This is a genomic window from Bradyrhizobium sp. Ken51 (assembly GCF_055807435.1).
The window spans coordinates 22,378-35,929 of sequence record NZ_JBVVPB010000017.1 but is presented as its reverse complement, the minus strand read 5'-3'; the positions used below and the strand labels follow the sequence as shown (position 1 = coordinate 35,929).

General features: G+C 54.1%; 11 protein-coding genes. 5 read left to right on the top strand and 6 right to left on the bottom strand.

Annotated features, from left to right (window positions below; genetic code table 11):
* Positions 1–68: 68 nt before the first annotated feature.
* Positions 69–494, bottom strand: a complete 426-nt coding sequence (locus AC0L27_RS26045) for a hypothetical protein (protein WP_473320718.1) — start codon at positions 492–494, stop codon at positions 69–71.
* Positions 495–600: 106 nt separating this feature from the next.
* The gene (locus AC0L27_RS26040) at positions 601–1,632 is read right to left on the bottom strand and encodes an acyltransferase family protein (RefSeq protein ID WP_473320716.1); all 1,032 of its coding nucleotides are present in this window, start codon (positions 1,630–1,632) and stop codon (positions 601–603) included.
* A 478-nt stretch (positions 1,633–2,110) separates the two neighbouring features.
* On the opposite strand from AC0L27_RS26040, the gene AC0L27_RS26035 reads away from it, so the two are divergent.
* Positions 2,111–3,166, top strand: coding sequence for a glycosyltransferase family 2 protein (locus AC0L27_RS26035; protein ID WP_473320714.1), 1,056 nt, complete (start codon positions 2,111–2,113; stop codon positions 3,164–3,166).
* A gap of 34 nt (positions 3,167–3,200) precedes the next feature.
* Here the strand turns inward: AC0L27_RS26035 and AC0L27_RS26030 are convergent, their stop codons facing one another.
* The 3 genes from AC0L27_RS26030 to AC0L27_RS26020 all read right to left on the bottom strand — a co-directional run bounded on the left by AC0L27_RS26030 (position 3,201) and on the right by AC0L27_RS26020 (position 6,579).
* Positions 3,201–4,451 (bottom strand): hypothetical protein, encoded by a 1,251-nt coding sequence (locus AC0L27_RS26030; RefSeq protein ID WP_473320712.1) that lies wholly within the window; start codon positions 4,449–4,451, stop codon positions 3,201–3,203.
* Positions 4,452–4,490: 39 nt separating this feature from the next.
* Positions 4,491–5,711, bottom strand: coding sequence for a glycosyltransferase (locus tag AC0L27_RS26025; RefSeq protein ID WP_473320710.1), 1,221 nt, complete (start codon positions 5,709–5,711; stop codon positions 4,491–4,493).
* A 91-nt stretch (positions 5,712–5,802) separates the two neighbouring features.
* The gene (locus AC0L27_RS26020; protein WP_473320708.1) at positions 5,803–6,579 is read right to left on the bottom strand and encodes a glycosyltransferase family 25 protein; all 777 of its coding nucleotides are present in this window, start codon (positions 6,577–6,579) and stop codon (positions 5,803–5,805) included.
* A 238-nt stretch (positions 6,580–6,817) separates the two neighbouring features.
* On the opposite strand from AC0L27_RS26020, the gene AC0L27_RS26015 reads away from it, so the two are divergent.
* The 4 genes from AC0L27_RS26015 (at position 6,818) to AC0L27_RS26000 (ending at position 11,544) form a co-directional block, all read left to right on the top strand.
* Positions 6,818–8,140, top strand: a complete 1,323-nt coding sequence (locus AC0L27_RS26015) for a glycoside hydrolase family 16 protein (protein ID WP_473320706.1) — start codon at positions 6,818–6,820, stop codon at positions 8,138–8,140.
* A gap of 59 nt (positions 8,141–8,199) precedes the next feature.
* Positions 8,200–9,687, top strand: coding sequence for a lipopolysaccharide biosynthesis protein (locus AC0L27_RS26010; RefSeq protein WP_473320705.1), 1,488 nt, complete (start codon positions 8,200–8,202; stop codon positions 9,685–9,687).
* Between the two features lie 84 nt (positions 9,688–9,771).
* On the top strand, positions 9,772–10,803 hold the full coding sequence (locus AC0L27_RS26005) for a polysaccharide pyruvyl transferase family protein (RefSeq protein WP_473320703.1): 1,032 nt from the start codon (positions 9,772–9,774) through the stop codon (positions 10,801–10,803).
* Positions 10,804–10,851: 48 nt separating this feature from the next.
* Entirely contained in the window at positions 10,852–11,544 is a 693-nt protein-coding gene (locus tag AC0L27_RS26000; protein WP_473320702.1) for a class I SAM-dependent methyltransferase, read from the top strand.
* A 739-nt stretch (positions 11,545–12,283) separates the two neighbouring features.
* Here AC0L27_RS26000 and AC0L27_RS25995 read toward each other — a convergent pair.
* Entirely contained in the window at positions 12,284–13,507 is a 1,224-nt protein-coding gene (locus AC0L27_RS25995) for an acyltransferase family protein (protein WP_473320701.1), read from the bottom strand.
* Positions 13,508–13,552 lie beyond the last annotated feature (45 nt).

Below are 13,552 nucleotides of genomic sequence, written 5' to 3'. Positions count from 1 at the left end.
CGATGAATACTTCACCAGCCGCATCGTTGGGGACAAGGAGCGCAGAACTGGCCGGGCTTCAAGACGGTTCAATAGAGTTCACGGTACTGATATTTGAAGGAAGTCGATCCTGGCGCAACTCCTAAAGTCCTTTGCAGCTTTTGGTACCCCACCAACGGCACAATAATACAGTCCTTACTGCCGGCGTAGCAAACTTCGACCCTGATCGATTGGCCACAAATGTTACTTACGAGCACGACTTGATCGATGATTTTTGGATTCACTGTTTGAGGACGAGATATCGGGTGAACCGAGATGCAGGCTTGACCATCTGAGGTCTTGTGGAATGGCGCGTAAGTCCCGGTCATCCCCTGGAAGGGATTGGCGCGTTGTGCCGTAGCTCCGGCGCCGCCGAAAATTGGTGCGGTTGCTTTTCCGGAGGTCGGAGCTTGAGCGTGCGTTTGGTCCGTGAAAATCGCAATCAGAATTATCAGTACGGCTGCGCTTTTCAGCATTGAACTAACTCGAAAGTGAAGTCTTGCTTTTTGGGGGGCTCTTCGTCAGTTCACCAAATGAGAACCTCCAAGCCTCATATCTATCTAACAAATGTCTTGCCCGCAGTCATGGTCTCTCGACGATCCACCAGGAACATAAGGCGACAGCAAATGCTGCTGGAACAGCAAGAAGCAAATTCCAGTACCATTGCCGGAAGTTTGGGGCGGCGTCGACGATGGCTTGTTGTATTGGATAGCCGTACAAATAGAGGCCATAAGAATAATCCCCGCTCAGCAAGGCAGTATTGCGCGGAGGATTGAGCAAGCCAACATAGACTGTCAAATACGCAAGGGGAAGTCCAGCAAACCTCATGCCGTTGAGAACAAAGTTGTTGAGCGCTAACGTTGCGATGAGGCAACCCAACGCAATCAATCCGGACCAAGGTATTCTCGCTCGGAATCTATACATAAAAAGTCCACACACGAACATCGTTACAATGGTCGTTCCACCTGCTCCCCTGAATTCGTGGTTAGGTCTAATTATCGTATTTCCAATCTGAAAAAGGTAGCATGCAACTATTACGAGCGTGAGCGCGCGGGAATTTTTATATGCTCCGATCAGCGCGACTATCGCCAACAATATGTAGCAAACGAGCTCGTAAGGTACCGTCCACAGCTGTCCGTTCACCAGATGGTTTGGATTCTGTTCGAAGACGCCCGGTAGCACATACTGAATGTGGCCGATGAGATTGAAGAAATACCGAACAAAGAGGCTATCCCGATAGTATTCGCTCAAATCGAGTGTTGTGAAGATACCGCCAAGAACTATGGCGGACAGAAAAACTTCTACTGAAAGAGCGGGCATTATGCGAAGCACTCGCAAGCCCAGAAATTTCAGTAGCGTTTTAGATCGCTCCAGACTCCCGGCGACAAGAAAGCCGCTCAGCGCGAAAAACATAGGAACGATCATGGAAACGGCTACGCCAAGAACCGTCCAAGCATTTGTTTTGTAAATCTCTGTTTGCCCGGTCAGGAAAACACTATGGGCGGCCATAACGCCAAGTGCCAGGCAAAGCCTCATATAGTCGAAGCCGCTTGGCCGACCTCTTGTTTGCTCCAGGCGCTCTTCTAAGGACGGAAACGAGCCAAGTTTGTGCACTGGGTGCTCCAAGTGAGTTTCAAGCATTTCAACAATCACGGGCGGTTTGAAAATCTAAGTGCGGGTCAGCCCTCGCTTGCACTGACGGAGCGTTGTGGCCTCTCGAGCGCAGATCCCTTCGCATCCTGGAACGGACAAGCCGTCGGCGATCGACGTTGTGACCGATACTCGCCTTTCATTTCCGGCCGAATGATGATCGACGATGCCATAGACGTACCCTCTTAGCCGAATCCGCCCAGATGTGTAGCGCGGGCGCGGCTGAAAATTCGATTCCAAATCCGCTACCGGAAGCGTCAATAAGATGGATGTTTGCCGTACGCAAGATTCAGAATACACTAGTATATACAAGATGTTGGTCGCATTTCGACAGCATCATGGCTTCCCGGGTTCACCCATTGAGATAATATATGCTTGACGTAAGGTAGGTATCCGAGTTCGGAGGTGAGTCTCCATTAATGCTAAGGTTCGTGAGGCGCAGTTGGCGAGCGAGTTAACCCTGTCGGTCGTCATTCCAAATTACAACTACGCGAAATACGTGGGTGCGGCCATCAATAGTGCGCTAAACGTTTCTTGGCCACGAGTTGAGGTGATCGTCGTGGATGATGGATCAACCGATAGCTCGGTCGAGGTCATTAGCGAATTTGCCGACCGGATCGTTTTCGTCAAGCAAGCGAATGCCGGCCAGATGCAGTCATGCGTAAATGGTTTTCGCCGCTCCACGGGAGATGTGATCATCTTCCTTGATTCGGACGACGCGCTGCACCCAGACGTGATGATTGAAATTGCGGCTCGGTGGTCGGAGAAAGTTAGCAAGTTTCAGTTTCAGATGCGAACCATTGATGCCGATGGCAACCCGACGGGCAATATATTGCCTCAATTTTTCGTTTCTCCTACCCCCCAGCAGATTCGAAAATGGGTCACCGCCGCCGGTACATATCCGACACCTCCTGGATCTGGGAACGCTTATTCGCGATTCGTTGTCGATCGCGTGTTCAGATTCGAATCCGACTTCGTGGATAGAGCGCCCGACAGCTATTTAGTGACGGCAGCGCCGGCCTACGGTGATGTCATCACCATTCCCAAGCCCTTAGTAGACTACCGTGTTCATGGGCTCAATCACGGCGCGTTTCTAAACCTGGAGGACAGCCGATTTGCACGCGAGGTTGATGTTACACAGCGCCGTCATAAGTTCCTCACCGAGGTGGCCGACAGCGTCGGGTTGCGAGTTGCGGCGGACGCGTTAAGCAAAAATATGCAGTTTCTTTGTTTGCGCGCCGCGTCATTTGCCTTGCGACCAGACTTGCATCCCATCGCGGAGGATCGCGCGACACGAATTTTTTCTGACAGTTTCCGGGCGCTTGCCTGTCCGCAAGGATTTTCGTATTCCCAACGAGCGTCGCTATTCTTATGGACAATGTTCGTGCTGTTGGGACCCCATGGCCTTTCACGCGTCTTGGCGAGCTGGCGCTACGCGCCAACTAGTCGGCCAAAATGGATAAAGCGCGCGCTCAATGTGCTGCGTGTCGTTCGGTAGGGACCAGCGACTTTAGAATTTGCAAGCAGAAACGTTAGGGATCAGTCGACAATCTGCTGCGAGCTGGTGGCACGAGGGTCAGAAGCCAGATGATTAGAGCATAGCCTGGTTTCAGCACGAACGCCAAACTAATCCACCCGAACATTAAGAAGTTGCACAGCTCCATTCGTAATGAGCTCGAATATAGTCTCGCTATCAGAAGGGTAAGAACGAGAACGGATCCAGCGAGACCATATTCATAGGTGAGTTTTGCCCAAGTCGGATCGGCTACCTCATAGCCAAACCTTCCGATCGAAAGGTCCCGGAAATAACTGCCCGCACCATTGCCAAGCCAAGTCGTAAAAAAGCCCTTCTCAAAGCCAAGTTGGACCATCTGCATCGGTGCAATAAACCGGGCGTAAGCACTCGTATTCGGGGTGCTGAATTCAGAAAGGCGACCGAACCATATGTTGAGCAAAGGGTTGTCGAGGCTATAGAGAACGACTAGCAGTAGCACAAAGCCGGCTGTATAAGCAACAAAGGCCGGAACTCGTCCCAATGATCTCGGCAGCAGTAACCCTGCTATCAATGCTATCACGCCGGAGCCAGACATCGAGAACAGTAATGCTGCGCCCAGCAAAACTAAGATGTGCAGCCTCTTGCGCAGGCGATACTCGATCAGCAAAGCGAGCGCGGTAACAAACGAAAGATCTGCCGATTCGCGCAGAAAAAACCCGTTAGCCTTTACGATTCCTCCTCCGCCTTCTCGTAGGAACGTGTAGGTGCCAGCTCCGCGAACTGCCGTGGGAAGAACAAAATAAATGTTTGCAAGGGCCGAGAGCTTCAGAGCATTGACGAGTACGATCTGAAGGATTGCCACCCCCGCAATAATGGAAGCGCCCGTAACAAAAGCGTTCAGGATGTAGTTCTGAGTAGGTTCGAGATCAGCCCTCTCTACAAGGCGGAAAATGAACGGTGCATAGAGGGTACAAAGCAGCAGGAACGAGCTCCAGGACGTGGCGGACTCAGCAAAGGGAATTCTGATGGCCGCGAGCGCGACGAAGCAAGCGAAAATAAAAAGAGAGGGAACGCTAACCGCAGCATAGCCCGACACCAATAGGTAGGCCGTGAACATGCCATATGACACGAGGTCACCGGCAAGGGGAAACTCCCCAATGTTGTAGGCAACTTGCCCGAGAAAAAGAACCGCAACTATCGAAACCCAGATCGCGCGCTTTCCCATCGGGGAAAGCTCCACGGTTGGTTCGCTAGTTTGTGATGCTCTTTCGACCGTGGTGGAAGTCATAAGCTTATCCGACGAGGGGACCTAGCCTAAAATGGCCAGCTAAACGTTTGTTTTCGTTTTATTGTCACTTGGATCGACGGACGAGAACGACGTCAGAAAGACCTCTCTGAGGCGCCTTATGCCCGCCTCAAGTCCGAAACGGGCGGAAAACAACTTGAATAAGGTATTCTGGCGTCGGTTAAGTGCTTCGAGATTGTCGATGTCCTGGCTAATTGTTTCTCCCAACCTATCAAGGCTGCCGGCGAGAAACATCGCTGCCTGTTGTTCGCTCGTGGTGCCAGCCATTGCCTGCTTTAGCCCGAAGATGGGCAATCGCTGAAATGCGTAATCTAAGACTTTAAGCTTGAAGCCTCCACCAAGCAAATCCGCGACTAAGCCTCCACGCGCTGAGGACAGGAACGGGGTGACGTCATCGATGCGACCGTGAAAAGTTAGCTGGGGACTGAAGTGGCGATAGCGCTCCCGTATTGTTTCCGGAACCGCGCCGACCACATTTAGCGATACGTTGGTCCGTTGAAGACTGGGAAGAAGGCTGTCAACAATCAGCTCGAGGTTCTTCTGTTTAGCTATCCACTCGAATGACCCGAGGAGAAGGAGCGCCCGTGGGGACTTCTCGTCGATGTGACGAGCCTCAATCACATTTCCAAGATAGACCGGAGGGACCACGTGGACGTTGTCCGAGAACTGAGCAAAATAGGAAGCATCCGCCTCGGTGATACACATGATTGCATCCGCAGCTTTGACAATGCGCTTTTCCAATGAGCCATATTTGGCAGCATCGAGCCGCATGACGGTCTGTCGCAACGGATTGCTGAAGCTACTCGCAATTTCAGTGCGGATTAGGCCCTCCGCATTGTGAGCAACGTAGCAGATCGATGCGCCATTTCGCTCCCGGAGAATTGCTGAAAGCGTTCCGGCGGAGTAGGCGTGGTCGACCACGATCCAATCCCAGTGTTGCTTCAGTAGCTTTCCCAAAGTTTGCTTGAGTTCCGGCGCCCTCAAATTGTAGGCGTCTCGAGGCAGAGAGGAGATTAGACTAGATAGCGCTGACGAACGAGCTGGAGGGGTCCCGACGCAGACGGTATTGGGAAGGCCGAGAATATGGTCGCCAATTGGAGCTTCTGTTCTGTGTGTCCCAACCAGTGTGAGCGCGACGTCGTTGGTCTTGGCGAGCGCCTTCAACAAGCCCGCAGAGTAAAGCGCGTCTCCACTGAATAGAGGCGACGGTAAGCGGCCGCAAATCCAAAGTATCTTCTTCATCTTGTGCCTCTATCGGAATCGTGGCTGCTAGAGTCGGGGTCCGATGGCCAAGACGACAAGTCTAGGAATTGCATCTGGCAGTTGGCTCCGCCTAGAATTCGAGCGGCCCTTTCAGCAGTGCACGTCGAATGGTCCGATCGCGCTGCCGCAGATAAACGTTCGTCATAAAGCGTCGAACCGCTTCCCTTGATTTCCATGCGACCCAGGCGACCCTGTCAAGTGCTGACGGCTTTCTGTCGGCCTCTGCCTGCTTCCTGATGGAAGAGGCCGTTGTAAGTTCGATACAAGGGAACGGAAACAGGGCGTAGTTCGCTAGATTGTTGTGCCAGAAGCGATCCATCTCCCAGTCTATGGGACGGCATATTGCCGTTATGGATCCGACGAAAGACCGAGCTTTGCTGCTGGAGATCAGATACGCTTGCGTTCCCATCGGAGCCTTCTCGAATCTTATCAATTGGCGTTGTCCGAGCCACGTTACGTTCCTCAAGCACGGCAGGTGGCGCGCATACAATCTCAGATATCCAATTTGGCCGATCCTGCAGAGCGACAAAAGCGCGTTGTAGTTGAACCCTGCGTCCAGCGCGACGTCGTCCTCGATCACCAGCGTCCAAGTCTCTTCACGCGACGTTGCGAGCTGGCTAAGCACAGCAAGGTGACTGGCAGCGCAGCCGATTTCCGATCCCGAAAGCGTCCGACCCCAGTAGCGAATGGACCGGGCTTCATCATATTGCGGCAGGTGCGCGGGCGGGTGGCGAAGTCCGTCAAAGTATTTCCATGGAAGGCCCAGCGCGTTCAAGTTGGCGCCCATGCGCTCCCGGCGTGGAGAATCTGGTAAGCTGATAACGATTACTTTAACGTCTGAATTCATGGAGGCTCGGGTCGATCCAGGGCATCTTTCTGACGCAGTCCCGGCTTATGGCACGCTTTGCTTGTTTCTCCAATCGCGGCGGACATGGTGCATGCGAACGAAGTTAGTTGGATGGATGGATGGATTGCCTTGTCGCTGCGCGGCCGTCAAGTTACGGGCAGGCTTCCGGGAAAGTTGGTTAGGAATGATATTTTCGCGCGACTCCACGATTTTTGCGAAAAGGTACAGGCCGCTTCCTGTGGCGGTGCTGATAGTATCGGCTATCTTGCCCACAAAAGCTGCATGGTCCGCCGGCTGGGAGTTGGTGTTCTCGGACGAATTCAACGGCGCGAAGCTCGATCGGACGAAATGGGCCACGCGTTACATTTACGAAAACGAGACGATGGACCACTTCAACGACGAGAACCAGCGCTATCGCGACAACCATGTGTTGTCTGATGGCGTGTTGAGCCTGGTCGCGAAGAAACTGGAGGGAACGAACTTATTCGAGTCGGCGATGATCCGAACTCATCAGACGTTCTATTATGGCTACTACGAGGCGAGGGTCTATTTGCCGAACGGGAAAGGCGTTTGGCCAGCGTTCTGGCTCGAGGCTGACTATGACATCAACGGCAAGACCTGGCACCCACCCGAGATAGACATCTTCGAGTTTGTCATCAACGGTGTGGAGGACAAGGCCAATTCTCTGCACTCGAATATGTCTGGCGTCTGGCGCGAACAGTCTTATACTTACGTTGATAAGTCCTTCCTGCTCAAATTTCAGAACATGTATGGGAGCGAGGATCTCAACCTGGGCTGGCATACGGCAGGATTTGTCTGGGCTCCCGATAAGGTCTCCTTCTTCTGGGATGGCAAGCTGATTTATACCCGTACTTACCAATGGCTGCGCCAGGACGGCCAGCTCGGCCCCCCCGCTCATGTCGACCTCAACTTCGCTGTCGGCGGCAGCAAATGGGCTGGCCGGCACGGGATTGACGAGGCGGCGTTTCCGCAGTCATTCAAAATCGACTATGTTCGTATTTGCCAGTTCACCAATTCCGATAAGGGCTCTCGCCAATGCGGTCCCGGCGAGCTGACGCCCGACCCCAAGGAGTTCGGATATTCCTCGATACTCAACGACATGCCGAAGCCGGCGTTCCTCAGCGTCACGAAGGCAGCGGCAGACAAGCAACCCAGAGCGGGGGCGCTGTGGCTCAATACCAGCGACCCTTTGAACATCGAAATACCGGTCAAGCTTCCGGAAAACTATCCGTCCAACAGGACGCTCCACGCATGGGTCTTCGACGAGGTAACCGGATCAACGGTGGCATCTACCACTGTAAAGCTTCAGGACGGCTCAGTGAAGAAGCGCGATAATGACACCAGCCTAGTTCAGATTTCGTTGCCGGCGATTCAGCGGGCGGGATCCTATGTGCTAGTTGGCAGAATTACTTCCGACGTGCCCGGCGCCAACGGCGCGAAGCAAGTCTTGCCCAGCCCGGTTACCTGCAGTACCGACGTCAATCAACCGGTCAAGGCAAGGTCCTGTCGCTTGTTGTCGCTGAATGTACAGTCGCGTTGATGTCGCGAGATGGGGTCGGCATTCCCGGGGGCGCGGTCCAGACAGCGGCAGTCCCGGCCATGAAGGCGCTGCTGGCGAAGGGCGTATTCTGGATCGCTATCACGCGGGCGATCGGGAATCTCGTTACATTTCTCAGCATGCTTTTTCTGGCTCGATTTCTTGCGCCCGCGGACTTTGGCCTAGTCGCAATCGCGTCGACCATAAGCGTGATCGTCTTGGCCGTAACCGAACTGTCGTTGGCCTCCGCGTTAGTTTATCAGAAGAATGCAAGCGATGAGCATTTCCACACGGCTTTTTCACTCAACCTACTGCGGGGCCTGGTGCTGGCCGTTATTATCCTCGCGCTTGCCTGGCCGATAGCGAGTTTTTACGGTGACGAGCGGCTAGCGAATCTGATGGCGGCGCTAAGCCTATCGGCATTGATCGGGGGAACCATCAACCCCAAGCTGATTGTTTTCTCGAGAGATCTGATCTTCTGGCAAGAATTCGTGCTCGGCGTTTCCCAGAAGGTGATCGGATTCGCTGCTTCGGCCGTTGTGGCGCTCGAATTCCGCAGTTATTGGGCGATCGTCGTCGGGACGCTAGCCGCGCAGCTAGCGGGAATTCTCCTTTCCTATTTAGTGATCGCCTATCGGCCGCGGATCTGCTTCACCAGAATGCGCGAACTGCTATCTTTCTCGGTATGGCTTACCTTAGGCCAGGCGATCAATACGCTGAACTGGAAATTCGATCATCTGATCATAGGTTATTTTTTGGGCACGACCACGCTTGGTTATTATGCCGTCGGTGAAAACCTTGCCTTGCTACCCACTCGGGAAGCCACGATGCCGCTGTCACAGGCTTTGTTTCCCGGGTTCGCCAAACTCAACCAGGATATCGATCGGCTGCGCAACGCCTTTCAGCGTGCTCAGGCGCTCCTCTGCACGTTGGCCCTGCCGCTCGGTTGCGGATTTGCCCTAATCGCGCGCCCGTTGGTGGAATTAACGATGGGGCAAAAATGGACAGACGCTGTCATTATCATTCAGTTGCTATCTGGTATTTTCGCGTTTCAGACAATGATCTATGCGTTGCAACCGCTGGGAATGGCCATGGGCCAAACCAAAGGGCTTCTGCAACGGGATGTGTGGAATGTGGCCGTGCGCATACCGCTGATCCTCGTGGGTCTCCTGACTAACGGCTTGATCGGCATAATTTGGGCGCGCTGCGTAAGTGGGCTAATCGGCATTGGTATCAGCATGGCCATGGTGCGCAAGTTGATCGACGTTCCCATTTTAACCCAACTTGCGGTCAATGCTCGTCCGGTCATCAGCGTGTCGGCTATGGCGGCGGGCGCCTATCTCGTCGGCCAATGGTGTGGCAATGATACCGAGCCTTCCGCGCTAATCTGTAAAGTTGCGAGCGTAACGCTTTCAGGAGCGGTGATCTACGTCACTGTCCTGTATACGCTCTGGCTCCTCGCGGGCCGTCCGCCCGGACCTGAACGAGAGGCAATCGAACTGATTTCGAAGATCAGCGCGCGCCGGTTCAGGATTGGAGGCGTTACTTAATGAGTATGCATGAGATCGGACATCCGAAGTAGCGCCATCGCAATGACTCAGTCAAGCCAAGTGAAAAATTCAGATGCATCTCCAATGAGTGACGCTCGTACCCTAATCGCTGCCCTGCAGTCCGAAATCAACCTCGTCCTTTCTCCTTACCTTGTCGGCGTAACGGACTATGCCCTGCTGGACTTTCCGGACCATACCAATGTGGGAGACAGTGCGATATGGCGCGGCGAAGTGGCATACCTCACAAAGAAGCTGGGCAGAAGTCCAAGATATGTCTGCACTTATGACGACTGGTCCAAGGAAGATTTCAGCAAGGCCGTTCCGTCCGGTCCGATCTTTCTTCACGGCGGCGGCAATTTCGGCGACGTCTGGCCCCAGTATCAGAACTTTCGTCTCAAGATTATTTCGGATTTTCCGGATCGGCTAATCATTCAGCTGCCTCAGACCCTTTATTTCAGTTCTGCGGCCAATCTCAGGAACACCGCCGAGACCATCGCCGAGCACAAGAATTTCATCCTTCTGACCCGAGACCTTCGAAGCTTCGAGCTTGCAACTCGTGAATTTTCCTGTGCGGTTTACCGCTGTCCGGACATGGCCTTTTGTCTTGGGCCGCAGCGTCAACAGACGGAGAAGACGCGTGAACTGCTGCTGCTGCTGCGGACGGATGTCGAGAAAGTCGATCACAAGCTCGACACGCCGCTCCCGGAATTCGTGGCCGTCGAAGACTGGTTGTGGGAACCGCGCGGTATCGGCAAGTCCCTTTTCGCCAAGGCATGGCTACAAAAGCTGATCTCGTCGCTTCGTCGGGGCCGGCTGCCGTCGCGGCTCGAGGTTAGGTTCGGGTGGTATCAGCTTCTGTCGGGACACCGCGTCGAGCGCGGATTGAAGCAACTCGGCTCCTCTTCCTATGTCATCACCGATCGGCTTCACAGCCACATCCTGTCGGTCCTGCTCGATCTCCCGCATACCGTGCTGGACAACAATTATGGCAAGATCGGCGCCTACGTGGAGGCTTGGACAAAATCGTTTGATGGTCTCTCTGAATCGAGCGGCGAACTGGACCAGGAGATCAAGCTATACTGCGCGATGCGGGAACGGGGCCGTAAAGCGCTTTAGTTTCCAGATTCCCGATAACATCCCATTTCGAAGCTATTGGAGTTATTCGTGCGAAATTCCTCGAGAACCTGGCTGCTTCGTGAAAATGCCGCCTTCGCCACGATGGTTTCGGCGGGATCACGAATTCTTGACGCTGGAGCCGGCAGTCAGCCTTACAAGCATTTGTTCAAACATTGCGAGTACGAGGCTGCAGACTTCGAAAAGGTTGACAAAGAATATGCGAAGTCGACCTACGTCTGCGACCTCTCGGCGATTCCGGTCGAAGACGAGCGATTTGACGCGGTTCTATTCAACCAAGTGATGGAGCACCTTTCCGCCCCGGCCCTCGTCCTCCTCGAGCTCAGCAGGGTGTTGAAGCCGGGCGGCATGATGATCTGCACGGCGCCGCTATTTTATGAGGAGCACGAGCAGCCCTTTGATTTCTATCGCTATACACAGTTCGGCTGGCGGCACCTGCTGAGTGAGGCCGGCTACGAGATTCTGGAGCTCAAATGGCTCGAAGGATATTTCGGCACCGTTGCCTATCAACTCAAGTCAGCAGCAAAATACCTTCCGACGCAGCCTGGCAGGATTGCCCCGGGACTGCTAGGGTGGGCTTCGTTGCCGGTCGTGCTCGGGAGCAAGCTGCTGTTCGGGGCGTTGGCCACGTTGTTTTACGTCTTGGATGAACGCTCCAAATTTACCGAGCGAGGCTTCCCGAAAAACTACGTGGTGATTGCCAGGAAGCCCAAAATGGCGTGAACGTTGGCTCAGCGTCAAGGAGTCGTTGTCGATCTCACTTTCTGGATCAGCATGACGTTGACGCCGTCCGAAAGTTGAAGTTCCAACCGACTGCGCGTGATTTCATGCTGACGGTTCGGCCCCACCAAAATCGTGATAGTCGTCCGGGAAGATCACGCCGCGGCTAGTGAGCTTGGGCAGGATCAGCCCCATGCACACAATTGATATGGGCGAGCGCGGCCGGTCCATGATATTGTGGAACGGAATGCTCGCACAAGCCTTCGCAGGCAGAGACTGTAACGTGCAAACGAGCGCTTTACTTCCTCAAACATCTTGCCGGTATCTATAGTATTGGTCGTCCGATGCCCGTCGACTCGCCGGACGCGATTGCCTGATACGGTAGTTCGGACTTGTCATCATCTTTGTCGGATGTCGGCGGCGGTATGCCAAATACTTCGAAGCCATACAATCCGCCGGCCCGCTCTTCGCGATTTCGGCAAGTACTATTGCTTGGGCATCCGCGAGGAAGTCGCCCTGCACGTCGTCGCGCAGCAACTTCTTGGCCGCACATCAATCCGGAATAGCTTTCGCGGCAAATAAGTCAAATCATCGCGAGAGACGTTCCAGGCTGTTGCTGAGGCATAGGAACATTGCCCATGAATTAGAGAGGCGGCATCAGACTCCCTGGTTGGCGTGTGGCAGCCCCTATGACGGAACAAGAGCCCATCAAATTAAGTCGATCTGTGAGTTTCGGCTGGTGCTAACGCGTTGGCGCAGCATTAGTCTGCTTTTTCGGGAAATCACCTGTCGCTTCTGTCACGGGTTTTGCGGGTTCGTTCTTCAGCACGGTGATGAGTTTTCGACCAAGGCTGCGCCCTGGATTTTCAACCAGCGAGAAAATCAGTCGTGAAAGCACGTAAGTGAGAATCGTAACACTGGCGAGACAGAATGCAAACCGCGCCCTCGGCGACATGTCCCATGAGTTTACGGTAGCGGCAATGGGTAGCAGGATCAGTAAGTGTATCAGATAGGCGCCGTAAGAGAGTTCGCCGAACCAGAAGCAGAACCGGTTCGAGAGCGCGTTCGTCACGGCGTCGCCAAGCCTTGTGAAGACAGGTGGTAGCGACAGTTTTCGATACAGTGAAAGGCCGCCGAGGGCCGCAGCGCAGATAACCCTGATCACGCCAGTCTTAACCGAAAAAATGCCGTCCAGCGGCAGGGCAGCCATCGTAAGGGCGCCTGCGAACAGCCACCACGGGTTTCGACTAAACATGCTCGCCGAAATTACCATTCCCGCAATGAAGAGGTTGATCTTGAGTGGTAGGAACGCGGGCTCGGCGAAAGCACGCAGGAACGCGGGCACTGCCAGCCAAAGGATCGCGGTCAGGACCGCGGCCCCGATCGAAAGCGGAATGAAACCGATACGGCTAGCCACCAGATACAAGAACGGAAATAGCATATAGAACTGCATCTCGAGCCCGATACTCCAGTCGGGCAGCGCCGTTCGGAAGCTATAAGCGGGGGAGAAGCCGAACAGATAGGAAACGTGGATCAGGACGTTGGACCATGAGCCGTCGGCATAGCGTGCCATCTCCGTCGCAGTCTCCGGAAATAAATTCGCGACCGCGCCGCGCCACGCGCCAAAATGGGTGCCGAAAACAATCGCAATGAACAGCGTTAGATAGTAGACAGGGCTGAGTCGAAGGAATCGGCGGATCCAGAAGTAGACCCACGACGACGGAGCGTCAAAGGGCTCACGATGTGAACGGATCGTCGCTTGATACTGCATCAGGAAGCCAGAAATAAGCATAAACAGATCGACGGCGAAATTTGGCTTCGACAGTAGCGGAATGTTATATTGGGTAAGGATGCAGGTATGGCCGGCCAATACCCAGAACGCAGCCATGCCCCGCAATCCATCGAGATGACCGATGCGCTCGGAATCAGCGGGTGCGTGCTCTACGTCGTTAGCGCTTTGGTCCATAATTTGTCCAGGTCGTCGCGCGTGAGGGGAAATGCGAGTACCGGT

What these genes read in the sequence shown, in the direction of transcription:
- AC0L27_RS26045 (WP_473320718.1), bottom strand. Translation starts at nt 494, where the DNA reads ATGCTGAAAAGCGCAGCCGTACTGATAATTCTGATTGCGATTTTCACG.
- AC0L27_RS26030 (WP_473320712.1), bottom strand. Translation starts at nt 4,451, where the DNA reads ATGACTTCCACCACGGTCGAAAGAGCATCACAAACTAGCGAACCAACC.
- AC0L27_RS26025 (WP_473320710.1), bottom strand. Translation starts at nt 5,711, where the DNA reads ATGAAGAAGATACTTTGGATTTGCGGCCGCTTACCGTCGCCTCTATTC.
- AC0L27_RS26020 (WP_473320708.1), bottom strand. Translation starts at nt 6,579, where the DNA reads ATGAATTCAGACGTTAAAGTAATCGTTATCAGCTTACCAGATTCTCCA.
- AC0L27_RS26010 (WP_473320705.1), top strand. Translation starts at nt 8,200, where the DNA reads ATGAAGGCGCTGCTGGCGAAGGGCGTATTCTGGATCGCTATCACGCGG.
- AC0L27_RS26005 (WP_473320703.1), top strand. Translation starts at nt 9,772, where the DNA reads ATGAGTGACGCTCGTACCCTAATCGCTGCCCTGCAGTCCGAAATCAAC.
- AC0L27_RS25995 (WP_473320701.1), bottom strand. Translation starts at nt 13,507, where the DNA reads ATGGACCAAAGCGCTAACGACGTAGAGCACGCACCCGCTGATTCCGAG.